The organism is Rhizobium atlanticum (assembly GCF_030182485.1).
Classification (GTDB): domain Bacteria; phylum Pseudomonadota; class Alphaproteobacteria; order Rhizobiales; family Rhizobiaceae; genus Rhizobium.
The window spans coordinates 23,227-47,833 of sequence record NZ_JAQJCJ010000010.1; the positions used below are offsets into that span (position 1 = coordinate 23,227).

Sequence of the window (24,607 nt, forward strand, 5' to 3'; positions counted from 1 at the left end):
ATGAGCGGCGCAAAGTCCGGTATGACCCATATCGATGCCTCCGGCGAGGCGCATATGGTCGATGTCTCCGACAAGGCCGAGACGGTGCGCATCGCCACCGCCGAGGGTCATGTGAAGATGGCGCCGGAAACTCTTGCGCTCATCCGTCAGGGCAATGCCAAGAAGGGTGATGTCATCGGCACGGCGCGCCTTGCAGGCATCATGGCGGCAAAACGCACCGCCGATCTCATCCCGCTCTGCCATCCGCTGATGCTGACCAAGGTCACGGTCGAAATCGAGGAAGATGCCGCCCTGCCCGGCCTGCGCGTCACCGCCACCGCCAAGCTGACCGGCAAGACCGGTGTTGAGATGGAGGCGCTGACCGCCGTCTCGGTCGCTTGTCTGACGATCTATGACATGGCCAAGGCCGCCGACAAGGCGATGGAGATCGGCGCCATCAGGCTGCTCGAAAAGTCCGGCGGCAAATCAGGCGATTTCCGTCATCCGGAGGCAAGATGAACCTTCTGCCGGTCGCCGACGCTTTGGACCGCCTGCTCACCCGCGCAAAGCCCGTCGCCGCGTCCGAGACGTTGCCGCTTTCCGAGGCTGAGGGCCGCGTGCTGGCCGTTGATCTCACCGCGCGCCTGACCCAGCCGCCCTTCAATGCCTCGGCAATGGATGGCTATGCGCTGCGCCGCGAGGACGCACCGGAGCCGTGTGCTGAACTGAAGGTCATCGGCACGTCGTCCGCCGGCCACGGCTTCGACGGAAGCGTCGGCCAGGGAGAGGCCGTGCGTATCTTCACCGGCGCGCCTGTTCCGCCGGGGGCCGACAGCGTCCTGCTGCAGGAGGATGCGGAGAAGATCGACGGCGGCATCAGAACCAGGTTCCCGGTGCGGCTAGGCCAGCATGTGCGCCCCCGCGGTCAGGATTTCGCCGAAGGCGAAGCGGTGCTGCCTGCCGGCACCGTGCTCGATTTCCCCCGGTTGACGGTCGCGGCCGGCATGAACCGGCCCGATGTCGAGGTTCTCAAGCGCCCGCTGATTGCCATCCTGGCAACCGGCGACGAATTGCTGCCGCCCGGAAGCACGCCCGGACCTTCGCAGATCATCGCCTCCAATACCTTCGGTATCGCAGCCCTGGCCCGCAAAGCCGGCGCCGATGTACTCGATCTCGGCATCGTGCCCGACGACAAGGCAAAAATCACCGCAGCGGTCGATAAGGCCCGGGATGCCAAGGCCGACGTCGTCGTCACGCTCGGCGGCGCGTCGGTCGGCGATCATGATCTGGTGCAGGCCACACTGATCGAAGCCGGGATGCAGCTCGATTTCTGGCGCATCGCCATGCGCCCCGGCAAACCGCTGATGGTCGGCAGCTTCGGCGAAACCCATGTGCTCGGGCTGCCCGGCAATCCGGTTTCAAGCCTCGTCTGTTCGCTGCTGTTCCTCGAGCCACTGATTCGCAAGCTCGCCTCCCTGCCGCCGGTACGGCGTGAGACGACGGTGGAGGCTGCCGTCACACTGCGCGCCAATGATCACCGGCAGGACTATATCAGAGCGAAACTTACGAAGTCCGTTTCCGGAAACTGGCTCGCCGAGCCCTTCGGCAAGCAGGATTCCTCGATGATGAAGGTGTTCGCGCAAGCCGACTGTCTCATTATCCGTCCGCCGCACGCGCCGGAACTCCCGGCCGGAGCACACTGCCCTGTCATGCTGCTGCGGCCGGATCTTCTCGTATAGTCTCGCCTCTTCCCGATCAGGAGAGCGAAAAAACGCCCGCTTGCACCGCGCTACTGCTGGCAGTCGCGCCGAAGTCCGCAACCGCCTGTGTCGAGATTCGCCTGAGTTCTCGATCCGGCAAATAGGCTCGCTCGGGATCGCCGACCAGCACCTCTATGCCGCTTGCCCGGCAAAGCCGCAAAAAGGCCAATACGCGCAGGGCAAGCGAGGGATCATAGAAAAGATCCCCGACCACGATCAGATCAGTCGCTTCCGGTGGCGGCGCATCGAGGATATCGGCGGCGACCGCCGAGATGGTCACGCCGTTGATGGCTGCGTTGAGACCGATTGCAGCAATCGCATTGGCATCGACATCGACCGCCATCACCATCGCTGCTCCAGCCTTCGCCGCCGCGATGGCCACCAGCCCGGAGCCGGCACCGAGATCGAGGACGCGGCGGCCGGCGACTTTTTCCGGGCAGTCGAGCAGATGGCGGGCAAGCACGACGCCGCCGGCCCAGGGATAGGCCCAGTACGGCGGCGTATCGGCCTCTCCGCGGTCGGCGAGCCGCCAGAGGCCGCTCGCAGGCCCGGCCGAGTGGAGCAGGATCTCGGGGATAGACGGGACCGCCGCTATCGGCAGATTGGCCTTGATGAAGGCGGCCGGATCGACACGAAATATGCCGGAGTGTTTCATCGTCATCTGATCCTGCTGGTCAAGAATCCTGCGCGATAGAAATCAGCCCGGCTTTTTCTTCGAGAATTTGCCTTTCGCTCCGCCTTTGCCTTCATATTTGCCGCCCTCGAATTTGGGCTTGTCATATCTAGGCTTGTCGAATTTCGCGCCATCGTAGCCGGGCTTGCTTGCCTTCTTGCTCCAGGGCTTGGCGTCGCGCCGTTCTCCGCCGCCATTGTCGGCTGCCGCATAGCCGCCGCTCGAACCCTTGCCGAACTTTTTCTTCGGCCGTTCGTCACGGAACGCCTCGCTAGGCCGTTCGTCACGGGCCTTGTCGGCATAAGGTTTCGGCGACGACGCGCGGCTGAAATCCGGTGTGCCGGCAAGCCTCGTCACGCGGATGCCGCGTTCGAGCGCCTTGTTCGGTCCGATGGCGTTCAGGAAGCTCTCGGCGCTCGCTGCCGCAATCTCCACATAGGTTTCCTCGGGCTGCATCTTGATCGCGCCGATCTCGCGTTTCGTGACGTTGCCGTTACGGCAGAGCATCGGGATCAGCCAGCGCGGCTCGGCATTCTGCTTGCGCCCGACCGAGACCGAGAACCAGACGCTCGCGCCGAAATCTTCGCGCGGTCCCTTTTGCGCCGGCTCGAAGGGGGCGGCATTGTCACGGCGCCTACGGCTGCGATCGTCTTGAACGGTAACCTCGATCAGATCTTCCGGCGCCGAATGATTCGTGCGGTAAAGGCGCAGGAAAGCGGCGGCGAGCTTTTCGGCGCCATGGCTGGAAAGCAGTTGCTGCACCAGTCCCCGCTCTTCCTCCTGCGGCGCGTCGTGGAAGATCGGATCGGCGAGCAGCCGCTCGTCGTCGCGTTCGCTCACCTCCTCGGCCGACGGCGGCCGCGCCCAGGCAGCGGAAATGCCGGCATTCTCGAGCAGGCGCTCGGCCTTGCGCCGGGCATTCAGCGGCACGATCATGGCGCTGATGCCCTTGCGACCGGCGCGACCGGTGCGGCCGCTGCGATGCAGCAGCGCTTCCGGATTGGTCGGCAGGTCGGCATGGATGACGAGGTCGAGACCCGGCAGGTCAATGCCGCGGGCGGCGACGTCGGTTGCGATGCAGACGCGGGCGCGCCCGTCTCGCATCGCCTGCAGCGCGTGGCTGCGCTCGTTCTGCGTCAGCTCACCGGACAGCGCTACCACGGAAAAATTGCGGTTATTGAAGCGCGCGGTCAGATGATTGACGGCGGCGCGCGTCGAACAGAACACGATGGCGTTGGTCGCCTCGTAATAGCGCAACACGTTGATGATCGCGTTCTCGCGGTCGCTCGGCGCCACGACAAGCGCCCGATATTCGATATCGACATGCTGCTTCTCCTCGGCCGCGGTGCTGATCCGCACGGCATCGCGCTGGTAGCTCTTGGCGAGCTTGGCGATCGCCGCCGGCACCGTTGCCGAAAACATCAGCGTGCGGCGCTCGTCCGGCGCCGAGTCGAGAATGAATTCCAGATCCTCGCGGAAGCCGAGATCGAGCATCTCGTCGGCCTCGTCGAGCACAGCCGCCTTCAGCTCCGACATGTCGAGTGCATGGCGGCGGATATGATCGCAGAGCCGGCCGGGTGTGCCGACGACGATATGGGCGCCGCGCTCGAGCGACCGGCGCTCGCTGCGGATGTCCATGCCGCCGACGCAGCTTGATATCACCGCGCCGGTCATTTCATAAAGCCATTCGAGTTCGCGCTTCACCTGCAGGGCAAGCTCCCGCGTCGGCGCGATGACCAGCGCAAGCGGGGCGCCGGCAGCACCGAAGCGCTCGCTACCGTCGAGAAGCGTCGGCGCCAGCGCCAATCCGAAGGCGACGGTCTTGCCGGAGCCGGTCTGGGCCGAGACGAGTGCGTCCGAAGCGGCAAGCGCCGGATCGAGCATCGCCTGCTGTACCGGGGTGAGTTCGGCGTAACCGCGTTTCTGCAACGCCTTGGCGATCGCCGGAACGACGCCGTTGAATTCTGTCATGAGTTCGATCTTTCGGAGCTTTCAGGCGCGAAATGCGCCATGGCCGGAGCCAGCCGGCGGGATATATGCGCCGTTCCTAGCCGCTCCCGCAGCGATTGTCAAAGCGTGCGGCTGCGCCACAGCCAGGCATCAATATGGCTTGCCCTGCCGCGCAGTTCGGTTTCCAGCGGCCCTTCGATCCGGCCTGATTTGAGGAGCACGCTGTCCGGCCCTGCGGCGCCGACGATTTCGGCGCTGAGTGCCAGCTCGACGCCATGGCGGGCAGCGACCTCCATCAGGCGGCTCCCGACGTTCACCGTATCGCCCGCCGCCGTGATCTGCTGCCTGTCGCCGGTGCCGAGCCGCGAGGCGACGATCGGCCCGCAATGGGCGCCAACCTTGAAACCGATTTTCTTCCCGGCAAAGCCCCCCTGCGTTCGAAGCCAGGCGCGGGTGCGCTCGCAGAGCCGCACCGCGCAGGCGATGGCCCGGGCGGCATCGTCGTCGGCGACTTCCGGCAGGCCAAACAGGATCATCGCCCCGTCGCCCATGAAGCTGGTAATGGCGCCGCCGTGGCCCCGTGCCTCCTCATCGATGATTTCGAAGAAACCACTCAGCATCTCGCTCACCTTGACCGGCCCGAGGGTTTCGCTGAGGCCGGTGAAGCCCGAGAGATCGATGAAGACGACGGCCGCGTTCTGGCGCACCGGGGCGGCGAGGAAGTTCGGATGGCGCGCCAGCCATTCTCCAAGACCGGGCGCCTCGATGCGCTGCAGCAGCGCGCTCTGCTCGGCGAAATGGCGAGCGCGGCCGCGGTCGAGCCAGAGCTCGGCTGCGCCGAAGATCAGCACTGGCGGCAACGCTGCGGCGATCGGCAGGGCGGCACTTAGCCAATAGCCATGCGCAAACGCCGCCAGATTAAGCATTGCCCAGACGACCAACACCAGCACTATGATGGCATAGCCCGCAGCACTTCGCCGCCAGGCGGTCAGCGAAACCAGCATGATCGCCAGCCCGACGGCGATGGCGGCATCGATCAGCCTGATCCTGTGGTTGCGCACCATGCCGTCGCCAGTGACGAGATGGGTGATCGCGGTGGACATCACCTCTACGCCCGGCATCACGGGATCGAAGGGCGTCGGGAAGACGTCGCCGCCGCCGGTGACAGTCGAGCCGATGACGACGATGCGGCCGTTGACCGCGTCCGCCGCCAGCTTGCCATCAAGCACATCGGCGGCGCTTGACGTGGCGATGCTGCCGCGCCGGCCATAGAAGGTCACCGGTAGGCGCTGGCCGATATCCGTGGGAATGCGCAATGCTCCGAGCATGATCGCATCGCGTTCGATGCTGGGATCGACACCGAGCGCCACCGAGGCGGCTCGCAGCGGAAAAGCCGGATCCAACCGGTCTGCGGCGCGCGAGATCAGTGGAATGAAACGAGGCGTGCCGGTCTGGTCGGTGGCGACATTGACGACACCGACCGCGGCCGCGCTGGCAAAGCGCGGAAGCGGCAAGAGAAGCTGATCTGCTTCAGGGATGGCGGCAAGCGGATCGTCCGCCAAGTCGGTAACCCGCTGCCGGCTCTGCGCAAAGGTGGCCGCCGCCGCAATCACGCTCGGTCCCTCTCCAAGGGCAGCGGTCAGTGCTGCATCGCCCTCCTCCGGTCCCGGATCGACGAGGAGGATGTCGAGAGCCAGAGCCTTCGGCTTCAAAGCGTTGATTGCATTGACCAGACGCGCCAGTGTCGCCCGGTCGAGCGGATAGCCGTGGGCCGCCGCCGTACGGTCGTCGATTGCGACGATCGAGACGACGGGAGGCGGCGCCTTCGCTCCGACGACGATGCTGCGAATGTCGGCGAGCGAGGCCTCCATCCGGTCGAGAAAGCCTATCCCGCCATTGAGATTGAGATAGCCGAGCGCCGCCCCCCAAAGACCGGCGAGCAGCAGCGCGATCACGGTCAGCAAGCGGTGACTCATGGCATTTATTGGCCGAGGCGGGCAAGAAGGGCGGCGACGCGGGGCGCGGGCCAGCGGCGCACGACCAGCGGTTCGGTTCCGCTGCTAACATCGACGCCCTCGCCCGGTGACAGCACCACCGGCTCGCCGGCAGGCCGGCGGACGCCCACGCTGCCTCTGACGACAAGGACCGAGGTCTTGTCGCCCGCGACGTCGACAGCCCATTGTGTGCCTCGCACGGCAGCGATCGCCTGCGGTGTCACCACCTGGAAACCACCCGCATGCTGGCTGCCGTCGACATCGACGAGGATCGCTTTGCGCCGTAGCGACGCCGAATCGGGACTGCCGTCGCGATTGCGGTCGGAGAGTTGGAAAGACGCGCCGGCCTCCGCCGTCACCTTGACGCCACCAGGGCAACTGAGCGTCTGGCGGGCGCCGCCATCGCGCGAGATCGCGCAGCCCGCAGATTGCGCGAGTACCGCGCCCTGCGGAATGAGGCCGGCAGCGAGCCCGGCGGCAAACAGCTTGAGAACCGTTATATTCATGGAAAGCCCCCGTGACCGGGCGGAACTGCATCTGCGAAAGCGCCCGCCAACCGTCTTCTTCCATACGAGGCATGATAGCCGAATTCGGATATTTCAATAGGCGAAAAAAGCGAACCCCGCATCCTCAAGTGCTGCTCTTCATATCGGGCGCCGGTCCGGTATAACGTGCCCGTGGCCGGATCAATTCGCCGCTTTCGATCTGCTCCATCGCATGCGCGAGCCAGCCGGTGCAGCGTGCAAGCGAAAAAATGACGATCGGCGCCTCTTTCGGCAGATCGAAGGCGGCGGACATCGCGGCAAGAGCGAAATCGACGTTGACCTTTTCCCCGATGATCTCCTCGCCCCTATCCCTGACCTCGGCGAACTCAGGTGGCAGTGAAAATTGCGAAAGCAGCGCCAACGCTCTGATATCTCCGTCCGGATAAAGCGGATGACCGAAGGCTGATAAGCGATTGCCCTGGGCAAGGGTGCGGCGGATTGCCTGCGCCGGACCGAGGGCGCAGGCTGCCTCGATCAATGCATCAACGCTCTGCCAGGCGGCGCCGTGCAGCGGTCCCGTCAGCGTCGCCAAGCCGGAAATTACGGCGGCCGATAGCGCCGCACCCGATGAGGCCGTGACTCGTGCAGCAAAGGCCGAGGCGTTGAGTTCATGATCGGCAAGCAGCACCAACGCGCGACGCAGGCATTCGCCGGCCTCCGGCCGCTGCCAGCTTGCCGCAAGTCTGAGATGCAGCGGCCGGTCCGAAGCGCCTGGTGCCAACGCATCTGCGATCGTGGCGAGAATTCCTTGCGCCTCACGCCGGAGTGCCGCCGGCGAGCGGCCAAGCGACGGTAGGTCCGATGTCACCCGCCCGGCAAGCGCCAGGAACGCGGCCTGAAGCGATGGAGAGCCATGCGTGGTCGCGGTCGAGGAGGCAGGCGTCTCCGCTCCATTCCACAGCAATGCCGCGGTCTGCTCCAGCGTCGCCGTCTCGGCGAAACCGGCCACATCCTTCCCACGATAGAAAAGGCGTCCGCCGGTCACGGTGGAGATTGCCGAGGAAAGTACGGGATCGCCCCAGCGGATCGTCTCGGCCGCCACTATTTCGGCCTTGCGGCGGCCGGCATGGCGATCTGCAAGCCGCCGCACGTCGGCAGCGTGATAGAGGCTGCGGCGCGGATCGGCGGGATCGGGCTTGGCGCGGATGCGCCCTCGGCTGACATTGGCGTAGAGCGTCTGCGGTTTGGTCTTCAGCGCCTGCAGCGCCTCGTGGGTGGTCAACCACGGCATCACAGCCTCACATTGATCAATTGCGTCAAGATTGACGTCAATAAGACTAGGTCGGATCATTCGAGCCGTAAAGGAGAACCCACATGAAAAACGGCCTGGAAGATGTTATTGCCGCCGAAACGCAGCTGTCGGATGTCGATGGCGAAGCGGGTCGACTGATCATCCGCGGCGTATCGCTGGATCATCTGGTCGCAGGCGGCACCTATGAGCGCGTCGCTGCACTGCTGCTCGACGGCTTGATGGAGCGAAGCTTCGATGAGGCGCTCTTACGCGACTGGCTGGCACAGGCACGAACGAAGGTTTTCGCCCATATCAAAGCCGCCGACGCCGCCTTGATCGCCTTGCCGCCGGTCGATGCGATGCGGGCACTGTTAGCCCGGCTGTCCGATGGCGAGGATTTCGACGTCGCGCTCAGCCTTCTGGCAGCGCCGGCGGTCTTCCTGCCGGCGGTTCTCAGGCTGCAGCGCGGGCAAAAACCGATCGCGCCCGACGCCTCGCTGCCACAAGCGGCCGATATCCTGCGCATGCTGATCGGACGATTGCCGACCAGGGAGCAGACGGCGGCACTCGACGCCTATCTCGTGACGATATCAGACCATGGGCTCAACGCCTCGACCTTCGCATCGCGGGTCATCGCCTCGACGCAGGCTGGCCTCACCTCTTCGGTTCTGGCGGCGTTGAGCGCGCTGAAGGGGCCGCTGCATGGCGGCGCGCCCGGTCCCGTCCTCGATATGCTGGATGCGGTGGGAACGCCGGATAATGCCGGCACATGGCTCGCCGATGCACTCGATCGCGGCGAAAGGCTGATGGGCTTCGGCCACCGCATCTACCGCGTCCGCGATCCCCGCGCGGATGCGCTGAAAGGCGCGCTGACGCCTTTGATCTCGTCAGGCCAGGTCGACAGCGCCCGCGTCGAACTCGCCGAGGCGGTGGAAGCCGCCGCATTGGCGATCCTGAAAGCGCGCAAGCCCAACCGGCGGCTCGAGGTCAATGTCGAATTCTATACCGCGCTGCTGCTCGAAGCGCTGGGCTTCCCGCGCCAGGCCTTCACCGGCGTCTTTGCGATCGGCCGCACTGTGGGGTGGCTGGCGCATGCTCGCGAACAGGCGCTCGACGGCCGGCTGATCCGCCCGCGTTCGGTCTATATCGGGCCGCTGCCGACCGCTGCCTGAAAATAGAATGGCTGATTGACGAGATCGCGCGATAGCCGCGCGATCTGGCGCCGCAGTCGTCAGACGAGACGGCTCTGCTCGGTTGCTGCTTCGATGAAGCTTGCAAACAGCGGATGCGGATCGAGCGGCCGGCTCTTCAGTTCGGGATGGTATTGCACGCCGATGAACCAGGGATGATCGGGATATTCGATCGTCTCCGGCAGCACGCCATCCGGCGACATGCCGGAGAAGACGAGGCCGCAGCTCTCGAGCCGGTCCTTGTAGTCGATATTGACCTCGTACCGGTGGCGATGACGCTCGGAAATATCCGTCGAGCCGTAGATCTCCGAGATCTTCGTGCCCTTCTTCAGCGCCGCCTTGTAGGCGCCGAGGCGCATGGTGCCGCCGAGATCGCCGGCCGCCGTGCGCTTCTGCAGCTCGTTGCCCTTGACCCACTCTGTCATCAGGCCGACCACCGGCTCCTTCGCCGGGCCGAACTCGGTCGACGACGCGTCCGGCACATCAGCGAGATTGCGCGCCGCCTCGATGACGGCCATCTGCATGCCGAAGCAGATGCCGAAATAAGGCACCTTGCGCTCGCGGGCGAAGCGCGCCGCATGGATCTTGCCCTCGGAGCCGCGCTCGCCGAAGCCACCGGGCACCAGGATGCCATGCACCTTTTCGAGATAAGGTGCGGGATCTTCTTTTTCGAAGACCTCCGACTCGATCCATTCGAGCTTGACCTTGACCCGATTGGCGATGCCGCCGTGATGCAGCGCCTCGATCAGCGACTTATAGGCATCCTTCAGACCGGTATATTTGCCGACGATCGCGATCGTCACCTCGCCTTCCGGCGTACGGATGCGGTTGCAGACCTCTTCCCACTGGTCGAGGCGCGGCTTCGGCGCCGGCTCGATGCCGAAAGCCGCGAGCACTTCGTCGTCGAGGCCTTCCTTGTGGTAGGCCATCGGCACGTCGTAGATGTTGGCCACATCGAGCGCCTGGATGACGGCCGACGGACGCACGTTGCAGAACAGCGACAGCTTGCGGCGCTCGGCTTCCGGAATTTCGCGGTCGGCGCGCACCAGCAGGATATCTGGGTGAATGCCAAGCGCCTGCAGCTCCTTCACCGAATGCTGGGTCGGCTTGGTCTTGAGCTCGCCGGCGGCCGGAATGTAAGGCATCAGCGTCAGATGCACGTAGACGGCGGTGCCGCGCGGCAGGTCGTTGCCGAGCTGGCGGATTGCCTCCATGAAGGGCATCGCCTCGATGTCGCCGACCGTGCCGCCGATCTCGCAGATGACGAAGTCGTAATCCTTATTGCCCTCGGTGACGAAATCCTTGATCTCGTTGGTGACGTGCGGAATGACCTGCACCGTCGCGCCGAGATAGTCGCCGCGCCGTTCCTTGTCGATGATGTTCTTGTAGATGCGGCCGGTGGTGATGTTGTCCGTCTTGGTCGCCGAACGGCCCGTGAAGCGCTCGTAGTGGCCAAGATCGAGATCGGTTTCCGCGCCGTCGTCGGTGACGAAGACCTCGCCGTGCTGGGTCGGGCTCATCGTGCCCGGGTCCACGTTCAGATAGGGGTCGAGCTTGCGAAGCCGTACCCGATATCCACGGGCCTGCAGCAACGCTCCGAGAGCCGCGGCCGCAATTCCTTTTCCGAGAGAGGAAACCACGCCGCCAGTGATGAATACGTATCGCGCCATGGGATTCACCGGATACCTTTTCAAAAACGATTCCACCAGCCCAAAAATTCTTTTCCAGAATTTTCGGAGCCTGACCGGGAATCTGCACAAAAGAAAACCGGCAGACCCGAGGGCCTGCCGGCGGTTTATGTCGAAGCCCGGTTTACTGTCCCGTCGGGACGCCGGAGGGCTGAGCCGGTGCCGGCGCGGCCGGGGCTGCCGGCGCAGTCGTCGATGGGGCAGTTGCTGCCGGAGCAGTCGTCGAAGGCGCGGTGGCTGCCGGAGCCTCTGCTGCGGGAGCTTGCGCGGCCGGAGCCTGTTGTGCGGGCGCAGCCGCACCGCTGCTCGGAACGCCGTTGCCGGCCGGCTGGTTCGCCGGGGGCTGTGTGCCGCCGCCGAGCGAATCGAGAATGCCGTTGCCCTGGCCGCTCGTCGCGGGGATGCGGTTGAGGATGTCGCTCGGACGGCCCTCGTAGCGCGTCAATATGCCGAGACCGAGCGAGGTGAGGAAGAACAGGGTCGCCAGGATCGCGGTTGTGCGGGTCAGCGCATTGGCCGTGCCGCGGGCCGACATGAAGCCCGAACCGCCGCCGATGCCGAGGCCGCCGCCTTCCGAGCGCTGGATGAGCACGACGCCGACGAGGGCGAGCACGATCATGAGATGGATGACAATCAATACTGTCTGCATGGGTCCAGTCCTGCCCGCCTGGAGACGGACATAAGTAAGAATTCTGGCGGCTCTTTACATGAGGCTCTCGCCTATTCCAAGCCCTTCTGCCGGAATAAACCGAGCTATGAACAACGCGTCAGGCGAGCAGCGCCTCATAAGCCCGGTAGATGGCGAGGAAGTCGGCGGCTTTCAAGCTCGCTCCACCGATCAGCGCGCCGTCGACGTTGGCGATGCCCAGCAGTTCTCCGGCATTGGCGGGTTTAACCGAGCCGCCATAGAGAAGCCGCATCTTGCGGCCTTCATCGCCGAAGCGAGAGACGAGCTCCGCACGCATGAAGGCATGCGCCTTTTCGACATCGCCTGATGTCGGCGTGACCCCGGTGCCGATCGCCCAGATCGGCTCGTAGGCGATGACTGTGTTCTCGGCGGTTGCGGCATCGGGAACAGAGGCGGAAAGCTGGCGCTTGATGACGTCGAGCTCCTGCCCGGCCCGGCGCTCGGCCGCCGTCTCGCCGATGCAGATGATCGCTGTGAGCGCGGCGGCGAAAGCCGCTTCCGCCTTGGCGCGCACCAGATGGTCCGTCTCTGCGTGGTCGGTGCGACGTTCGGAATGGCCGACGATCACATAGGTGCCGAAGCTATCGGCGATCATCTCGGCCGAGATGTCGCCGGTATGCGCGCCCGACGGCTTCTGGTGGCAGTCCTGCGCGCCGATCGCAAGCGGGCTGTCGGTGCAGAGCGCGGTTGCCACGTAGAGCAGCGTCGTCGGCGGGCAGATCAGCGCCTCGACCTTGTCGGCGAGCGGCGGGCGAACGCCCTCGGCGATCGCCTTGATCTGATCGAGCGAGGCACGCGTGCCGTTCATTTTCCAGTTTCCCGCCACCAGCGGGCGCACGTCAGGTGTCATGCCGGCCTTCCACAAACTTCATATCCCCGGCCGCATTATCAAAAGCTTGCGGCAAAGAAAAGCATCATGCCCCTGACGTAACGGGAATCTCCGCGATCTCGAGCATATTTCTGCCGGAAAACGCCCGTTAAGCCGCAAGGATCCAGTTCAAGACCCTGCGCCAGTCGATCATCCGGATCGGCGTTCCGTGATTGCCGGTCTGAAACAGCGTGAAGTGCGTCGGATATTTCGCCTTTCGCAGGCTCTCGAACAGCGCCTGCTGGTCGACGGCGGCATAGACCGGGTCGCGGCTGCCATGAGCGAACCAGAGCGGTAGTTTCGCCTTGTAAAACGCGCTCCTGGTGAAATCGGGATCGGTGACACCGCTCATGACGAGCATGCCCTTCAGCCGCTTGACGCTGTCGCCGTCACGGGCAATGCCCCAGCAAATCTGGCTGCCCATCGAGGCGCAGGAAAGGACGATGGGCCGGCCCGGTGATTGCGCGCTGGCATAACGGATCAGGCCTTCGATCGCGGCAACGCCGTTGCTGTCGAAACTCCTGACTGTCGGCGAATAATAGACGCCGCCATTACCGGCGACGAGGTTCTTCAGCCGGTTGAAATTGCCGCCGAAGCTGTAATCATTGGCCCCGAGCCGGCGGTCGCCATCGCGTCCGTGGATGAAAATCACCGTGAAGGCAGCATTCTGGGCCGGTCCCACCCTGGTGACATCGAGCCTGACGCCGTCGAGTGAGAGGGTTTCGTCCGCCTGGGCCTTGCGGATGGCGAGAGACACATATTTCTGCTGCGCCCGCTTCTCCGGGATCTGGTCGCGGTCGTTGATATCGCGCATCTCGTCGTAATCGATAACCTCGGAGGCGCCGCCGTCGCTCGTCTGGAGCACAGTCTGCTTCGAAAACAGATCGTCCTTGAAAGGCGGCAGGGTGTCGGCCGCCCGCGCCGGTCCGCCGGCGGAAAGAACGGCTGCTGACAAGAAAAAGGCCGCAATTGCTGATATAACGGTGTAATCACTTGTGGACATTCGCATGCGGATGGTTTCCTGAAGCCTGCCGCCGCTTGCCATTCCGCGCCCGGCAACGCAAATCATGTGTCAAAACCCCGCCAATGCGGCGGTGTCGCGTCTCGCGGCGCTTTCTGGCAGAATCTGCCTGATTCGCAAACGTGACATGAAATGCGGTGATTTTGGGTCGGCGGCGGATGCAAGTGCCAAGCCAGACCCAAGACAGGACGAAGATCTGAACGGCTCCATGGACGACAGCAACGACCTTTTTTCCGGACTGCCTCTTTCTGAAAAACGCGAGGAGGCGCAGAAGCCTGCGGCCGCGCCCGAGCGTGCGCAGGCAGCTGCACAGCCCGTCTCTCCCCGTCCCGCCTCCGTCGCCTCCAACGCGGATGATTACGGCGCCTCGTCGATCCGCGTTCTCGAGGGCCTCGAGCCAGTGCGCATGCGCCCGGGCATGTATATCGGCGGCACCGACGAAAAGGCGCTGCATCACCTCTTCGCCGAAGTCATCGACAACGCGATGGACGAAGCGGTCGCCGGACACGCCAATTTCATCGAAGTGCATCTCGATTTGCAGGGTTATCTGACCGTCACCGACAACGGCCGCGGTATTCCGGTCGAGAACCATCCGCAGGTCCCCGGCAAGTCGACGCTCGAAGTCATCATGACCAAACTGCATGCCGGCGGCAAATTCGACGGCAAGGCCTACGAGACCTCGGGCGGCCTGCACGGCGTGGGCGTCTCGGTCGTCAATGCCCTCTCCGACTTCCTCGAAGTCGAGGTGGCGCGCAACCGCAAGCTCTACCGCCAGCGCTTTTCCCGCGGCCTGCCGCAAGGCGGGCTCGAAGAACTGGGCGACGTCCACAATCGACGCGGCACGCGCGTGCGCTTCCATCCCGACCCCCAGATCTTTGGGGAGCACATGAAGTTCGAAGCCGCCCGCGTCTTTCGCATGGCGCGCTCCAAGGCCTACCTCTTCGGCGGCGTCGAGATCCGCTGGAGCTGCGAGCCTGGCGTACTGCCCGAAGGGTCGGAGGTGCCCGACAAGGCGACATTCCATTTCCCCGGCGGTCTCAAGGACTATCTCCAGGCGACGATGGGAAAGGAATTCACCGTCACCCGCGAAATCTTCGCCGGCAAGACCGAGAAGGCCAGCGGCCACGGTTCGATGGAATGGGCGATCACCTGGTATGGAGGCGATCCGCAGGTGCATTCCTATTGCAATACCATCCCGACGCCTGAAGGGGGCACCCATGAGGCAGGCCTGCGCATCGCACTGACCAAGGGCCTGAAGGCCTATGCCGAGCTGACGCAGAACAAGCGCGCTGCCCAGATCACCACCGACGACGTGATGATCTCGGCCGTCGGCATGCTGTCGGTCTTCATCCGCGAGCCAGAATTCGTCGGCCAGACCAAGGACAAGCTTGCGACGGTCGAGGCCCAGCGCATCGTCGAGAACGCGCTGCGCGATCCCTTCGACCACTATCTTGCCGACAATCCGAACGAGGCGGCCAAGCTGCTCGACTGGGTGATCGAGCGCGCCGAGGAGCGCCTACGCCGACGCAAGGAAAAGGAAGTCAACCGCAAGACGGCGGTGCGCAAGCTGCGCCTGCCCGGCAAGCTTGCAGACTGCTCGCAGAACACCGCCGAAGGCGCCGAACTCTTCATCGTCGAGGGCGATTCGGCTGGCGGTTCGGCCAAGCAGGCGCGCAACCGGGCCAACCAGGCGATCCTTCCGCTGCGCGGCAAGATCCTGAACGTCGCCAGCGCCGGCCGCGAGAAGTTCGGCGCCAACCAGCAGCTCGCCGATCTCATCCAGGCGCTCGGCTGCGGCACGCGCTCGAAATACCGGCAGGAAGATCTGCGCTACGAGCGCATCATCGTCATGACCGATGCGGATGTCGACGGCGCTCACATTGCTTCGCTGCTCATCACCTTCTTTTATCAGGAAATGCCGGAATTGGTGCGTGGCGGTCATCTCTTCCTCGCCGTGCCGCCGCTCTACAAGATCACCCAAGGAGCGAAATCCGCCTATGCGCGCGACGATAATCACCGCGCCGAGCTGATGCAGACGGAATTCAAGGGCAAGGCCAAGGTGGAGATCAGCCGCTTCAAAGGTCTCGGCGAAATGATGCCAGCCCAGCTCAAGGAAACCACCATGGACCCGGCCAAGCGCACCCTGCTCCGGGTGCTGATCGACGAGGTGGATTTCGAAGGCACCCGCAGCGCCGTCGATGATCTGATGGGCACCAAGCCGGAAGCCCGCTTCCGCTTCATCCAGGAGCGCGCGGCTTTCGCCGAAAACCTCGATATTTAAACACGTGTAAGGCGCGCCGAGCGATCTGACTGATACGCCCGGCGCGCCGCATTTTAGCATCAGCGATTTCACGGAACTGACGAAGAACCGTAACAACTCCGTCAAAGAACCGGCGCATGAAGCGGACGGCGCGCGACCTTTCCAGGAAATGGTGGGTGCGTCGGTTCGAATCGTTTTCAACCTTGCCGGATCTTGCCATGACGAAGCGATTTGCCGCGACTTCCGTTTTCGTTCTCCTGTCCAGCACCGCAACGGTCGGCGCCACCTACGAAGTGCCTGCCCCGCGAGAGCCAGGTTCTCGATCTGACGCCAATCGGTCTCGTCCCGGACAACAGCGGGGCGATGTCGCTCGGCAAGGCCCGGGACGGTACCGACGTTCTCATCCTCAGCTCCGACAATAATTTCTCGACAAGCCAGAAGTCGCAATTCTACGCCTTCAAGGTTCTCCGCCGGTCGCAACAGTAAGATACGGTTTCGAATGGTCGAACTGCGACGCTTTGTATGGGCTTTCACCGTGCGCACCTTGAAACCGCCGGGTTCATGGCCCATAACCAGAGTACAACAATAAGAAGAGGCGCGCGTGGGTGTGTTCGACCGTCAGAAAACCAATCATGAGCCGCGATGGCTGGGGCCGTCGGCGCCGACGCGCACGCCGCTGATTCCCTCCATTTCTGCGGCGCGCTGGCTGCTAGTACTGGTCGTCGCCGCTGGAGTCTATTTCTTCTATGGTTTTCTCGTGCCGGTGCTTGCTGCCCTGGTCATCGGCTTTGCCAGCTGGCCGCTCTATCGCAAGCTGCTTGCCCGCGTTGGCGGGAATACGACGGTCGCCGCCACCATCGCCATCCTCATGATCCTTACCTTCCTGGTCATCCCGATCGGGCTCGCGGTCACCTATACGACGGGCGAAGTGCGCACCTGGCTCGCGTGGGCGATCCACGCCAACCGCGCCGGCGCCTCGACACCGGATTGGATCGTCGCCTTGCCGTTTGCCGGCCCCTATCTCGATGATCTCTGGACCAAATATGTCGGCAGTCCCGGCGCGCTCGGCGAACTCATTCAGGCGATCAGCGGCGCTCATATCGGCAACATCTATCGCGCCGTGCTGGCAGCTGGCGGCGGCGCTTTCCATCTTCTCCTGACGTTGCTCTTCATGCTGATCGCGCTGTTCTTCGTCTATCGCGACGGCTTCTCCTTCTCCAAGCAGATCGACATGCTGGGCGAGCGCATCCTGCCGAACCGTTGGGAACGCATTTCCCGCGTCGTCCCGGCAACGATCAGCTCCACCGTCATGGGCATGACGCTGATTGCGATCGGCGAAGGCATTGTGCTCGGTGTGGCTTATTGGATCGCCGGCGTGCCGTCGCCGGTAACGCTCGGCGTGCTCACGGGGGTGATGGCGCTGATACCCGGCGGTGCGCCGCTCTCCTTCACGCTCGTCTCCATCTATCTCCTGGCGAGCGGCTCGCATGTCGCCGGCATCGGCCTCTTCGTCTGGGGCACTGTCGAGCTCTTCATCGTCGACAAGACGCTGCGACCGAAGCTCGTCGGCGGGCCGATCAAGCTGCCCTTCCTACCGACCTTTTTCGGCCTTATCGGCGGCGTCAAGACGATGGGTTTTCTCGGCCTCTTCATCGGTCCGGTGCTGATGGCGCTGATCGTCGCCATCTGGCGCGAATGGATCCACGAGGCCCGCAACGCCGAGAGCAGCGAAAGGGTGCCGCAGATCGTCATCGACGAACAGGCGCCGCCGGCGAAACCGATCCCACGCGTCGCCGAAGGCTGAACCTGCCTTCGCAGGCTGCTATCCCAGCCGCTTTTCCATGAACAGGCTGAGCGGATCCGGAAGATAGGTGCCGAAAGCCTTTATCTCCCGGTATCCGTATTTGCGGTAGAGGGCGATCGCCTCCGGCTGGTGGATGCCGGTCTCGAGCCGGATCGCCGTCAGCCGCTTTTCCCCCGCGATCGCCTCCAGCGCATTCATCAATCCGCTCGCGATCTTCAATCCCCTCGCCTGCGGGTCAACGAACATGCGCTTGATCTCCGCCGTGCCGTCGCCGGCCTCGACCAGCGCGCAGCATCCGACGATTGCCCCCTCATTGCGGGCGACGAAGAAGCTTACCGAAGGTTTCTCCAGCAAGGAGAGGTCGACCATGTGGTTGCTCTCCGCGGGATAGAGCGACGCTGCATAGGCGTCGGAAAGATCGAGAAGGCGGATGACGCCGTCCTGACGCGGCGGCTCCTGGGCGATAGTGACGGACATGATGGTTTCCAATGTTTGCGGTTGGCGCAAATTTTGCGACATGACGAAGAGTTAATGCCTTCGCCTTGTTTCGGTTGGAATTGCGCCGTCTAAGGCGATCTCAAGGTTCAATAGCCAAGGAGGCAGAATATGCAAGCGGTGCTCATCGCAATGACCATTCTCGGTTGCGACGATTCCGTCAGTCAATGCAGCTATGTCGCGACGGTCGACAAACGCTGGGAAACCGTTGCCGCTTGCGATGCCGAAGCCGAACGTCGGCTCAAGGCCTATGCCAATGTCAGCTATCCCTCTGTCATCGCCGTGTGCGAGGCGCCGAGAGCGCTGGCCGCCGCCGAACCGCCGAAACCGGCGCCCTTGCCTGCCGCCGCGGCCGACACCGCTCCTGTGGCACCCGAAGAACCGACAGGCCTCGCCGGCTTTGCTGAAAACATCGCCGGCCAGGTCCGCGCACATCTGCCATCCGGCCGGGACGTCAGGGAGACGCTTTCCAAACCCGTGCATTTCGTATCCACCAGCTATTCCTGGGTGGTGACCCGGCTGAACGACTAAGCCGCCGCAAGCGCCGCATAGACGCGGGCCGTTTGGCGCTGCTCGGTGACATGAAGCTTTTCGACCATGTCGAGCAGTTCACCGGCCGCGCCGTGTGCGCCATGGTGATGGCGGAATTTTTCGAGAAGACGGCCGCCGACGGTCCCCAGCATGCTGCCCGGCGCCCTTCGAGCGGCCTCGCGCCACAGAAGCGTCGCCTCGACGAAGATCACGCTGATATCCCTCGGCAGGCCGGCAGATTCGTAGACGGCGCGAACCGCGTGCATGCGCCCGGTTGCCAGGATCGAGCGCACCCTGCGCTCGCTGCACGCTGTCAGATCGACGATTGCAGCAGCGAAGAAGTCCAGCTTGCCGGCGCAGAGCGCATGCATCAGCAAGGACGGCGTCAGGCGGCCGTTGAGGCGCAGATGTTCGACGAGATCCGGGATCTCCCGCGGCGCGATATCACCGGCGATCGAAACGATGGCTGCCTCGGTCGCCTCGCGGCTGATGCGCTGGAGCCGCTGCAGGCCGATCGCCGCCTGCGCCAACGGCAGGCCGACCAGCGCATTGCTGACATGCTGGGTGAGCAGCTGGCGGGCATCGGCCGGAAGATCGCTGCGGTCGAGCAGCAGGTTGCGAATATCGCAGCAATCGCCAAGCCGCTCGGCGATCCGTTTCAACGATTGGCTGGAGATGGCCGCGCCATCGTTTTCGAGCAGGCAGAGCACTTCGTCTTCATCGCCGACCTCCGCAAGTGCAGCCGAGACCGGGCGCGTGACATGGGCCCTGGCCGCGATCAGCATGCGGGTGGCGCCATTGCCGCGCGCGGCGAGGTCGACGAGATCGGCGTCGCTGAGAAGCGGCGAACAGGTAACGGCGTGGCACGCAACCTCGGGCTGGTCCGCGGCGAGCGAAAGGATCAGGCCGCGCGGTGCGTCGGGTGACCAGGCGATCGCCTCGGCCAGTGCAAGCCGCACGCGCGGCGACGGGTCATCGAGAAGAAAGGTCATCGCCATTTCGGCTGCCGCCCGCTCCTCTCCGCTCATCTCGGATTGCAGATAGGCTCGACCGAGTGCGTTCGCGGCCCGGGCCCGATCACCGGTCTTGGCCGTTTCGATCCAACGAAGGAAAGCTTCTACGATCACGCGACGCCCCAGTGCTTGAACGCGATTCCTTCGCGTTTCATTCAATGCTGTGACCGTAGCGACAAAAGGTTTAAGATTGGTTCACCATATTTCTTAAGCCTTTCCATGCCTTGCCTTCAGGCTCCCGCCTTTGGTATCTGCGGCCGGAACATCTCGAAAACATCGCTGCCTTCGCTGTAATCCATGTAGCCCATGCGGGCGACAGGGCGGGCGATCGACATGTCGAGGCGGCCGTCCCTGACGATCGCCTCGTCGATATGGATGCCGACCACCTCGCCGAAGACGAGGACGTTTTCAGACGGCGCGCCCAATAGCGTTTTCGGCTCGATGATTTCGGTGACCCTGCATTCGAGCACGGCGTAAGCCTCGCCGACATAGGGCGCGTCAATCAGTTCGGACTGTTTCGGCGTCAGCCCGGCGAAATCGAATTCGCTGTTGCCGTAGGGCAGCGCCGCCGAGGACAGATTCATCTTTTCGGCGAGATCGCGGCTGACGAAATTACAGGTGAAGGCGCCGGTTTCCCCCGCATTGCGCTGGCTGTCCTTGCGACCGGCGGAAGAAAACATCACCAGTTTCGGCCGGTCGGCGACAGCGTTGAAGAAGGAATAGGGCGCAAGATTGATCGAGCCGTCTCTGCCCTTGCTGCCGATCCAGCCGATCGGCCGCGGCGAAACGATCGCCTTGAAGGGATCGTGCGCGAGGCCATGCCGGTTGCTGCCGGTGGTGTAGAACATCAGCCCGCTCCCCCGACCCAGGTCACGGTATCGGCAAGCTCCGGCCGCGGCCGCTCTATCGCCGGGAATGTCGTCGAGCCGATATGGATGAAGCCCGCCACCTTTTCGCCGGGACCGACGCCGAGCAGAGGATGGGCGCGCTCATCATAGGCGAACCATTCCGTCAGCCAGTTGGCGACATAGCCGTTGGCATTGGCGGCAAGAATGACGTTGAAGCAAAGCGCGCCCGCCGACATGACCTGCTCCCATTCCGGGATCTTGATGTGCGGCCCCGCCTTGCTGACGACGGCGACAACCACGGGCGCGCGCGTGAAGCGGGTGCGCTCGACCTGGATCATCTCTGCGGAAAGGTCCGGCTTTGCCTCGAGCGCCAGTTTGAGAAGCTCCTCGCCGAGCCGCGCACGCTCATCTCCGCGATAGACGATGAAGCGCCAGGGAGCGATCTTGCCGTGGTCGGGAACGCGCGAAGCAAGCCGCAGGATCTCTTCGATCTCGGCCTTTTCCGGGCCCGGTTCGCACATCTGGAAAGCGGGAATGGAACGGCGCACGGCGAGGTAATCGATCAGCTTGATATCGGATTTCATGCGGGAGAAACTTTCATTTTTATGCTGCTGCAAAGCGTGGGTCTTGAATTTGCCATCGCGTTGGTCTTGAAGTGGCCTTTGCAATTTCAGAAGTCAATCGGTTCACGAAACAGATGTTTGGCATTTCGCCTCTTGCACGCATCGGCCTCGCCATCGCCCTGATGGTATTGATGCCCCTCGGCGCCGGTGCGCAGGATGCCTTCAAGGATTTCAAACAGCTCGACTCGACGTCGAAGATGCCTAAGCTCAATGCCTTCATCGCGCCCGGCGCCGCGCCTGAGGGCGCCAAGCTGCGCGACGTCGCGATGGAAGCCAAACTGACGACCGACGGTACGCCTGTCGAGGATGGCCTTTCCTGGTATGTCTTCAGCCCGATCGCCGGCGCCGACGGCAAGCTGCCGCTGATCGCCAGCGCCAAGGGCGGACCCGCCGCCTTCCAGCTCGCTCCGGGCGATTATTTCGTCAATGTCTCCTTCGGCCGCGCCGGTGTCACCAAGAAGCTGACCGTGCCTGCTGACGGCGAGGTCGACAAGCAGGTGATGGTCCTTGATGCCGGCGGCCTGCTGCTCAATGCCGTCTCCGGCACTGATGCCCGCATCCGCCCCGACCAGCTGAGCTTCTCGATCTATTCCTCGGAAGTGCGCGACGATGGCGAGCGCGGTCTCGTCATGGCCGACGTCTCGCCGAACACCGTCGTGCGCCTCAATGCCGGCACCTATCACATCGTTTCCGAATATGGCAGCGTCAACGCCGTCATTCGAGCCGACATCCAGGTCGAGGCCGGCAAGCTCACAGAGGCAACGATCCAGCACCGCGCCGCCCAGATGACCTTCAAGCTGGTCTCCGAAGCCGGCGGCGAGGCGATTGCCGACACGGCCTGGTCGATCCTGACTGCCGCCGGCGACAGTGTCGGCGAAAGCGTCAGCGCCTTTCCGACCATGGTCCTTGCCGAAGGCGAATATTCTGCCATCGCCCGCAACAAGGACAAGATCTATCAGCGCGATTTTACAGTGGTTGCCGGCCGGAATACCGATGTAGAGGTTCTGATGAAGGACCAGGAGCCGCAGCAGCCCGAGAGCCCGGCGGCCCGTACGGTGCAGCAGGCGCCGGCCGGCACGCCGCCGCCTCCGGGTGTCCAGTCGGCTCCGGAGGAGCCTCTGCCCTCCTACGAACAGCTCGTGCCGCAGGGCGGCGGCGACGGCGCCAGCCTGGATTGATTCTACCAGGCACGCTTCTGCGGCGTGCCAGCGATCAAGCCGATCGGCCGGCGCTCTGCAGCGCCGCGCGTCTGATCAGACGCGCAAAGGACGCTATCATTTTGCATCTACGCATCGTCCGATGCGCTAGGCGCGGATTTCATTCATTGACAGGAAGATCTGGAAGTGCAGACAGGAGGCGCACGGGCGGCTGCCCTTCGCGAAAGAAATTTCCGACAGCGCCGAAGCCGGCGCTGTCGTATTCCCCCTATTTTCACGCCGCCTTGGCTTTCTTTGCGTCGGCCTTGCGACGGATGTCGGGCGGCGTGGCCTCGAGGGTGAGGCTCTCGACGGCGGCGTCAAGCTCCATCGAAACCTGGTCCTGGCTGCCGAGGCGGCGGATGTTGACCGTGCGCTCCTCGGCTTCCTTCCTGCCGCAGACGATGATGACAGGAACCTTGGTGACGGAATGCTCGCGGATCTTGTAGTTGATCTTCTCGTTGCGGAAGTCGGTCTCGACGTTGAGACCGGCCTCGCGCAGCGCCTCGGCCACTTCATGCCCGTAGGCATCAGCCTCCGATGTGATCGTTGCAACCACCACCTGCAGCGGCGACACCCAGAGCGGCATATGGCCGGCGAAGTTCTCGATCAGGATGCCGAGAAAGCGTTCCATCGAGCCGCAGATGGCGCGATGGATCATCACCGGCTGCGTCTTTTCGGAGTTGCTGTCGATGTAGAAGGCGCCGAAGCGTTCCGGCAGGTTGAAGTCGACCTGCGTCGTGCCGCATTGCCATTCGCGGCCGATCGCATCCTTCAACGTATATTCGAACTTCGGACCGTAGAAGGCGCCCTCGCCCGGCAGGATGCCGGTCTTGATGCGGCCCTCTGACTGAGCCTCGATCGTCTTCAGCACATCGGTCATGACGGCTTCGGCGCGATCCCAGAGGGCGTCGGAGCCGACGCGCTTTTCCGGACGGGTGGAAAGCTTGACGACGATTTCCTTGAATCCGAAGTCTTCATAGACCGACAGGATCAGGTCGTTGATCTTCAGGCATTCGGCGGCCATCTGCTCGTCGGTGCAGAAGATATGCGCATCGTCCTGGGTGAAGCCGCGCACGCGCATCAATCCATGCAGCGCGCCCGAAGGCTCGTAGCGATGCACCAGCCCGAATTCCGCCAGACGGATCGGCAGCTCGCGATAGGACTTCAGGCCATGCTTGAAGATCTGCACGTGGCCGGGGCAGTTCATCGGCTTCAGCGCGAAGACGCGATTATCCGCTTCCTTGTCGTCGGGATGCGTCATCGCATGCGCCGATTTTACGCCGAACATGTTTTCCTGATACCAGCCCCAGTGACCGGAGGTTTCCCAGAGCGACGTATCGAGCACCTGTGGCGCGTTGACTTCTTCATAATCGACGGCAAGCCGACGGCGCATATAGGCGACGAGCGTCTGGAAGATACGCCAGCCCTTACCGTGCCAAAAGACGACACCCGGGCCCTCTTCCTGGAAGTGGAACAGGTCCATTTCGCGGCCAAGCTTGCGGTGATCGCGCTTTTCGGCTTCCGCCAGCATATGCAGGTAATTGTCGAGATCGGCCTGGTCGGCCCATGCCGTACCGTAGATGCGCGACAGCATGGCGTTGTTGCTGTCGCCGCGCCAATAGGCGCCGGCAACCTTCATCAGCTTGAAGGCCGTGCCGACCTGGCCGGTGGAGGCCATATGCGGGCCGCGGCAGAGATCAAACCAGTCGCCCTGATGATAGATCTTCAGATCCTGCCCTTCCGGGATCGCATCGACAAGCTCGACCTTGTACTGTTCGCCCTTGGCGGCGAAGACTTCCTTGGCCTTTTCGCGCGACCAGATCTGCTTGGTGAACGGCGCGTTGCGGGCGATGATTTCCTTCATCTTCTTTTCGATCTTCGGCAGATCGTCGGGCGTGAAGGGCTCGTTCTTGGCAAAGTCGTAATAGAAGCCGTTCTCGATGACCGGGCCGATCGTAACCTGAGTGCCGGGCCAAAGTTCCTGCACCGCTTCGGCCATCACATGCGCGGCGTCATGGCGGATGAGCTCCAGCGCGCGGGGGTCCTTGCGGGTGATGATTTCGATCCTGCCGTCGGTCACGGCATCGGAAAGGTCGCGCACGGCGCCGTCGATCGCAATGGCGACGGCGCTCTTCGCAAGCGACTTGGAAATGGATTCGGCGACATCCCTGCCGGTTGCGCCAGCCGGGAAGCTGCGCACGGAGCCATCGGGAAATGTCAGGGAAACGGATTGGGACATCGAAATTC

Annotated in this window: 21 protein-coding genes and 1 pseudogene; 8 read left to right on the plus strand and 14 right to left on the minus strand. The window is 63.6% G+C overall.

Annotation, left to right across the window (positions count from 1 at the left end; translation table 11 throughout):
* Both moaC and PH551_RS15770 read left to right on the plus strand, forming a co-directional pair.
* Entirely contained in the window at window positions 1–498 is a 498-nt protein-coding gene (moaC, locus tag PH551_RS15765) for a cyclic pyranopterin monophosphate synthase MoaC (RefSeq protein WP_285193687.1), read from the plus strand.
* On the plus strand, window positions 495–1,718 hold the full coding sequence (locus PH551_RS15770) for a molybdopterin molybdotransferase MoeA (RefSeq protein ID WP_285193688.1): 1,224 nt from the start codon (window positions 495–497) through the stop codon (window positions 1,716–1,718). The genes moaC and PH551_RS15770 overlap by 4 nt, the downstream gene beginning before the upstream one ends.
* Window positions 1,719–1,734: 16 nt before the next feature.
* Here the strand turns inward: PH551_RS15770 and PH551_RS15775 are convergent, their stop codons facing one another.
* From PH551_RS15775 to PH551_RS15795, 5 genes are all read right to left on the minus strand, one after another.
* Window positions 1,735–2,394, minus strand: a complete 660-nt coding sequence (locus PH551_RS15775; protein ID WP_285193849.1) for a class I SAM-dependent methyltransferase — start codon at window positions 2,392–2,394, stop codon at window positions 1,735–1,737.
* A 42-nt stretch (window positions 2,395–2,436) separates the two neighbouring features.
* Window positions 2,437–4,383 carry a DEAD/DEAH box helicase gene (locus PH551_RS15780; protein WP_285193689.1) on the minus strand — a complete coding sequence of 649 codons (1,947 nt, stop codon included), beginning with the start codon at window positions 4,381–4,383 and terminating at the stop codon, window positions 2,437–2,439.
* Window positions 4,384–4,481: 98 nt separating this feature from the next.
* Window positions 4,482–6,338 carry a CHASE2 domain-containing protein gene (locus PH551_RS15785; protein ID WP_285193690.1) on the minus strand — a complete coding sequence of 619 codons (1,857 nt, stop codon included), beginning with the start codon at window positions 6,336–6,338 and terminating at the stop codon, window positions 4,482–4,484.
* A 5-nt stretch (window positions 6,339–6,343) separates the two neighbouring features.
* Entirely contained in the window at window positions 6,344–6,862 is a 519-nt protein-coding gene (locus tag PH551_RS15790) for a FecR domain-containing protein (RefSeq protein ID WP_285193691.1), read from the minus strand.
* A gap of 124 nt (window positions 6,863–6,986) precedes the next feature.
* Entirely contained in the window at window positions 6,987–8,132 is a 1,146-nt protein-coding gene (locus PH551_RS15795) for a citrate synthase (RefSeq protein ID WP_285193692.1), read from the minus strand.
* Between the two features lie 83 nt (window positions 8,133–8,215).
* Here PH551_RS15795 and PH551_RS15800 point away from each other — a divergent pair, with 83 nt between their 5' ends.
* Complete coding sequence (locus PH551_RS15800; protein ID WP_285193693.1) at window positions 8,216–9,304, plus strand: citrate synthase/methylcitrate synthase; 1,089 nt, start codon at window positions 8,216–8,218, stop codon at window positions 9,302–9,304.
* A gap of 59 nt (window positions 9,305–9,363) precedes the next feature.
* Here PH551_RS15800 and PH551_RS15805 read toward each other — a convergent pair whose 3' ends face one another.
* The 4 genes from PH551_RS15805 to PH551_RS15820 form a co-directional block, all read right to left on the minus strand.
* Entirely contained in the window at window positions 9,364–10,992 is a 1,629-nt protein-coding gene (locus PH551_RS15805; protein WP_004673124.1) for a CTP synthase, read from the minus strand.
* A 142-nt stretch (window positions 10,993–11,134) separates the two neighbouring features.
* Window positions 11,135–11,659: a preprotein translocase subunit SecG gene (gene secG / locus PH551_RS15810; protein WP_285193694.1), complete on the minus strand. Its 525-nt coding sequence runs from the start codon at window positions 11,657–11,659 to the stop codon at window positions 11,135–11,137.
* Between the two features lie 118 nt (window positions 11,660–11,777).
* Complete coding sequence (gene tpiA, locus PH551_RS15815; RefSeq protein WP_097599334.1) at window positions 11,778–12,548, minus strand: triose-phosphate isomerase; 771 nt, start codon at window positions 12,546–12,548, stop codon at window positions 11,778–11,780.
* A 127-nt stretch (window positions 12,549–12,675) separates the two neighbouring features.
* On the minus strand, window positions 12,676–13,575 hold the full coding sequence (locus PH551_RS15820) for an alpha/beta hydrolase (protein WP_285193695.1): 900 nt from the start codon (window positions 13,573–13,575) through the stop codon (window positions 12,676–12,678).
* A 220-nt stretch (window positions 13,576–13,795) separates the two neighbouring features.
* Here PH551_RS15820 and parE point away from each other — a divergent pair, with 220 nt between their 5' ends.
* The 3 genes and pseudogenes from parE to PH551_RS15835 all read left to right on the plus strand — a co-directional run bounded on the left by parE (window position 13,796) and on the right by PH551_RS15835 (window position 17,651).
* Window positions 13,796–15,868, plus strand: coding sequence for a DNA topoisomerase IV subunit B (gene parE / locus PH551_RS15825; RefSeq protein ID WP_285193696.1), 2,073 nt, complete (start codon window positions 13,796–13,798; stop codon window positions 15,866–15,868).
* Between the two features lie 282 nt (window positions 15,869–16,150).
* A pseudogene (locus PH551_RS15830) lies at window positions 16,151–16,333 on the plus strand (esterase-like activity of phytase family protein); the annotation flags it as partial.
* Window positions 16,334–16,448: 115 nt separating this feature from the next.
* Window positions 16,449–17,651, plus strand: coding sequence for an AI-2E family transporter (locus PH551_RS15835; protein ID WP_097599332.1), 1,203 nt, complete (start codon window positions 16,449–16,451; stop codon window positions 17,649–17,651).
* Window positions 17,652–17,669: 18 nt separating this feature from the next.
* On the opposite strand, the gene PH551_RS15840 is transcribed toward PH551_RS15835, so the two are convergent.
* Window positions 17,670–18,128, minus strand: a complete 459-nt coding sequence (locus PH551_RS15840) for a GNAT family N-acetyltransferase (protein ID WP_285193697.1) — start codon at window positions 18,126–18,128, stop codon at window positions 17,670–17,672.
* 129 nt (window positions 18,129–18,257) lie between these two features.
* Here PH551_RS15840 and PH551_RS15845 point away from each other — a divergent pair, with 129 nt between their 5' ends.
* Complete coding sequence (locus tag PH551_RS15845) at window positions 18,258–18,677, plus strand: hypothetical protein (protein WP_285193698.1); 420 nt, start codon at window positions 18,258–18,260, stop codon at window positions 18,675–18,677.
* Here the strand turns inward: PH551_RS15845 and PH551_RS15850 are convergent.
* The 3 genes from PH551_RS15850 to PH551_RS15860 all read right to left on the minus strand — a co-directional run bounded on the left by PH551_RS15850 (window position 18,674) and on the right by PH551_RS15860 (window position 21,122).
* Window positions 18,674–19,804: a DUF2336 domain-containing protein gene (locus PH551_RS15850; RefSeq protein WP_285193699.1), complete on the minus strand. Its 1,131-nt coding sequence runs from the start codon at window positions 19,802–19,804 to the stop codon at window positions 18,674–18,676. The genes PH551_RS15845 and PH551_RS15850 overlap by 4 nt on opposite strands.
* Window positions 19,805–19,920: 116 nt before the next feature.
* Window positions 19,921–20,538: a flavin reductase family protein gene (locus PH551_RS15855; RefSeq protein ID WP_285193700.1), complete on the minus strand. Its 618-nt coding sequence runs from the start codon at window positions 20,536–20,538 to the stop codon at window positions 19,921–19,923.
* Window positions 20,538–21,122, minus strand: coding sequence for a nitroreductase family protein (locus PH551_RS15860; RefSeq protein WP_285193701.1), 585 nt, complete (start codon window positions 21,120–21,122; stop codon window positions 20,538–20,540). Before PH551_RS15860 ends, PH551_RS15855 begins: the two co-directional genes overlap by 1 nt.
* 113 nt (window positions 21,123–21,235) lie before the next feature.
* On the opposite strand from PH551_RS15860, the gene PH551_RS15865 reads away from it, so the two are divergent.
* Window positions 21,236–22,339, plus strand: a complete 1,104-nt coding sequence (locus PH551_RS15865) for a hypothetical protein (RefSeq protein WP_285193702.1) — start codon at window positions 21,236–21,238, stop codon at window positions 22,337–22,339.
* A 253-nt stretch (window positions 22,340–22,592) separates the two neighbouring features.
* Here PH551_RS15865 and thrS read toward each other — a convergent pair whose 3' ends face one another.
* Window positions 22,593–24,599, minus strand: coding sequence for a threonine--tRNA ligase (gene thrS / locus PH551_RS15870; RefSeq protein WP_285193703.1), 2,007 nt, complete (start codon window positions 24,597–24,599; stop codon window positions 22,593–22,595).
* Window positions 24,600–24,607: the final 8 nt, after the last annotated feature.

Excerpts from the sequence above, each read along its gene's own strand:
- moaC (WP_285193687.1), top strand. The coding sequence starts at position 1 with ATGAGCGGCGCAAAGTCCGGTATGACCCATATCGATGCCTCCGGCGAG.
- PH551_RS15770 (WP_285193688.1), top strand. The coding sequence starts at position 495 with ATGAACCTTCTGCCGGTCGCCGACGCTTTGGACCGCCTGCTCACCCGC.
- PH551_RS15775 (WP_285193849.1), bottom strand. The coding sequence starts at position 2,394 with ATGAAACACTCCGGCATATTTCGTGTCGATCCGGCCGCCTTCATCAAG.
- PH551_RS15780 (WP_285193689.1), bottom strand. The coding sequence starts at position 4,383 with ATGACAGAATTCAACGGCGTCGTTCCGGCGATCGCCAAGGCGTTGCAG.
- PH551_RS15785 (WP_285193690.1), bottom strand. The coding sequence starts at position 6,338 with ATGAGTCACCGCTTGCTGACCGTGATCGCGCTGCTGCTCGCCGGTCTT.
- PH551_RS15790 (WP_285193691.1), bottom strand. The coding sequence starts at position 6,862 with ATGAATATAACGGTTCTCAAGCTGTTTGCCGCCGGGCTCGCTGCCGGC.
- PH551_RS15795 (WP_285193692.1), bottom strand. The coding sequence starts at position 8,132 with ATGCCGTGGTTGACCACCCACGAGGCGCTGCAGGCGCTGAAGACCAAA.
- PH551_RS15800 (WP_285193693.1), top strand. The coding sequence starts at position 8,216 with ATGAAAAACGGCCTGGAAGATGTTATTGCCGCCGAAACGCAGCTGTCG.
- PH551_RS15805 (WP_004673124.1), bottom strand. The coding sequence starts at position 10,992 with ATGGCGCGATACGTATTCATCACTGGCGGCGTGGTTTCCTCTCTCGGA.
- secG (WP_285193694.1), bottom strand. The coding sequence starts at position 11,659 with ATGCAGACAGTATTGATTGTCATCCATCTCATGATCGTGCTCGCCCTC.
- tpiA (WP_097599334.1), bottom strand. The coding sequence starts at position 12,548 with ATGACACCTGACGTGCGCCCGCTGGTGGCGGGAAACTGGAAAATGAAC.
- PH551_RS15820 (WP_285193695.1), bottom strand. The coding sequence starts at position 13,575 with ATGCGAATGTCCACAAGTGATTACACCGTTATATCAGCAATTGCGGCC.
- parE (WP_285193696.1), top strand. The coding sequence starts at position 13,796 with ATGGACGACAGCAACGACCTTTTTTCCGGACTGCCTCTTTCTGAAAAA.
- PH551_RS15840 (WP_285193697.1), bottom strand. The coding sequence starts at position 18,128 with ATGTCCGTCACTATCGCCCAGGAGCCGCCGCGTCAGGACGGCGTCATC.
- PH551_RS15845 (WP_285193698.1), top strand. The coding sequence starts at position 18,258 with ATGCAAGCGGTGCTCATCGCAATGACCATTCTCGGTTGCGACGATTCC.
- PH551_RS15855 (WP_285193700.1), bottom strand. The coding sequence starts at position 20,538 with ATGTTCTACACCACCGGCAGCAACCGGCATGGCCTCGCGCACGATCCC.
- PH551_RS15860 (WP_285193701.1), bottom strand. The coding sequence starts at position 21,122 with ATGAAATCCGATATCAAGCTGATCGATTACCTCGCCGTGCGCCGTTCC.
- PH551_RS15865 (WP_285193702.1), top strand. The coding sequence starts at position 21,236 with ATGTTTGGCATTTCGCCTCTTGCACGCATCGGCCTCGCCATCGCCCTG.
- thrS (WP_285193703.1), bottom strand. The coding sequence starts at position 24,599 with ATGTCCCAATCCGTTTCCCTGACATTTCCCGATGGCTCCGTGCGCAGC.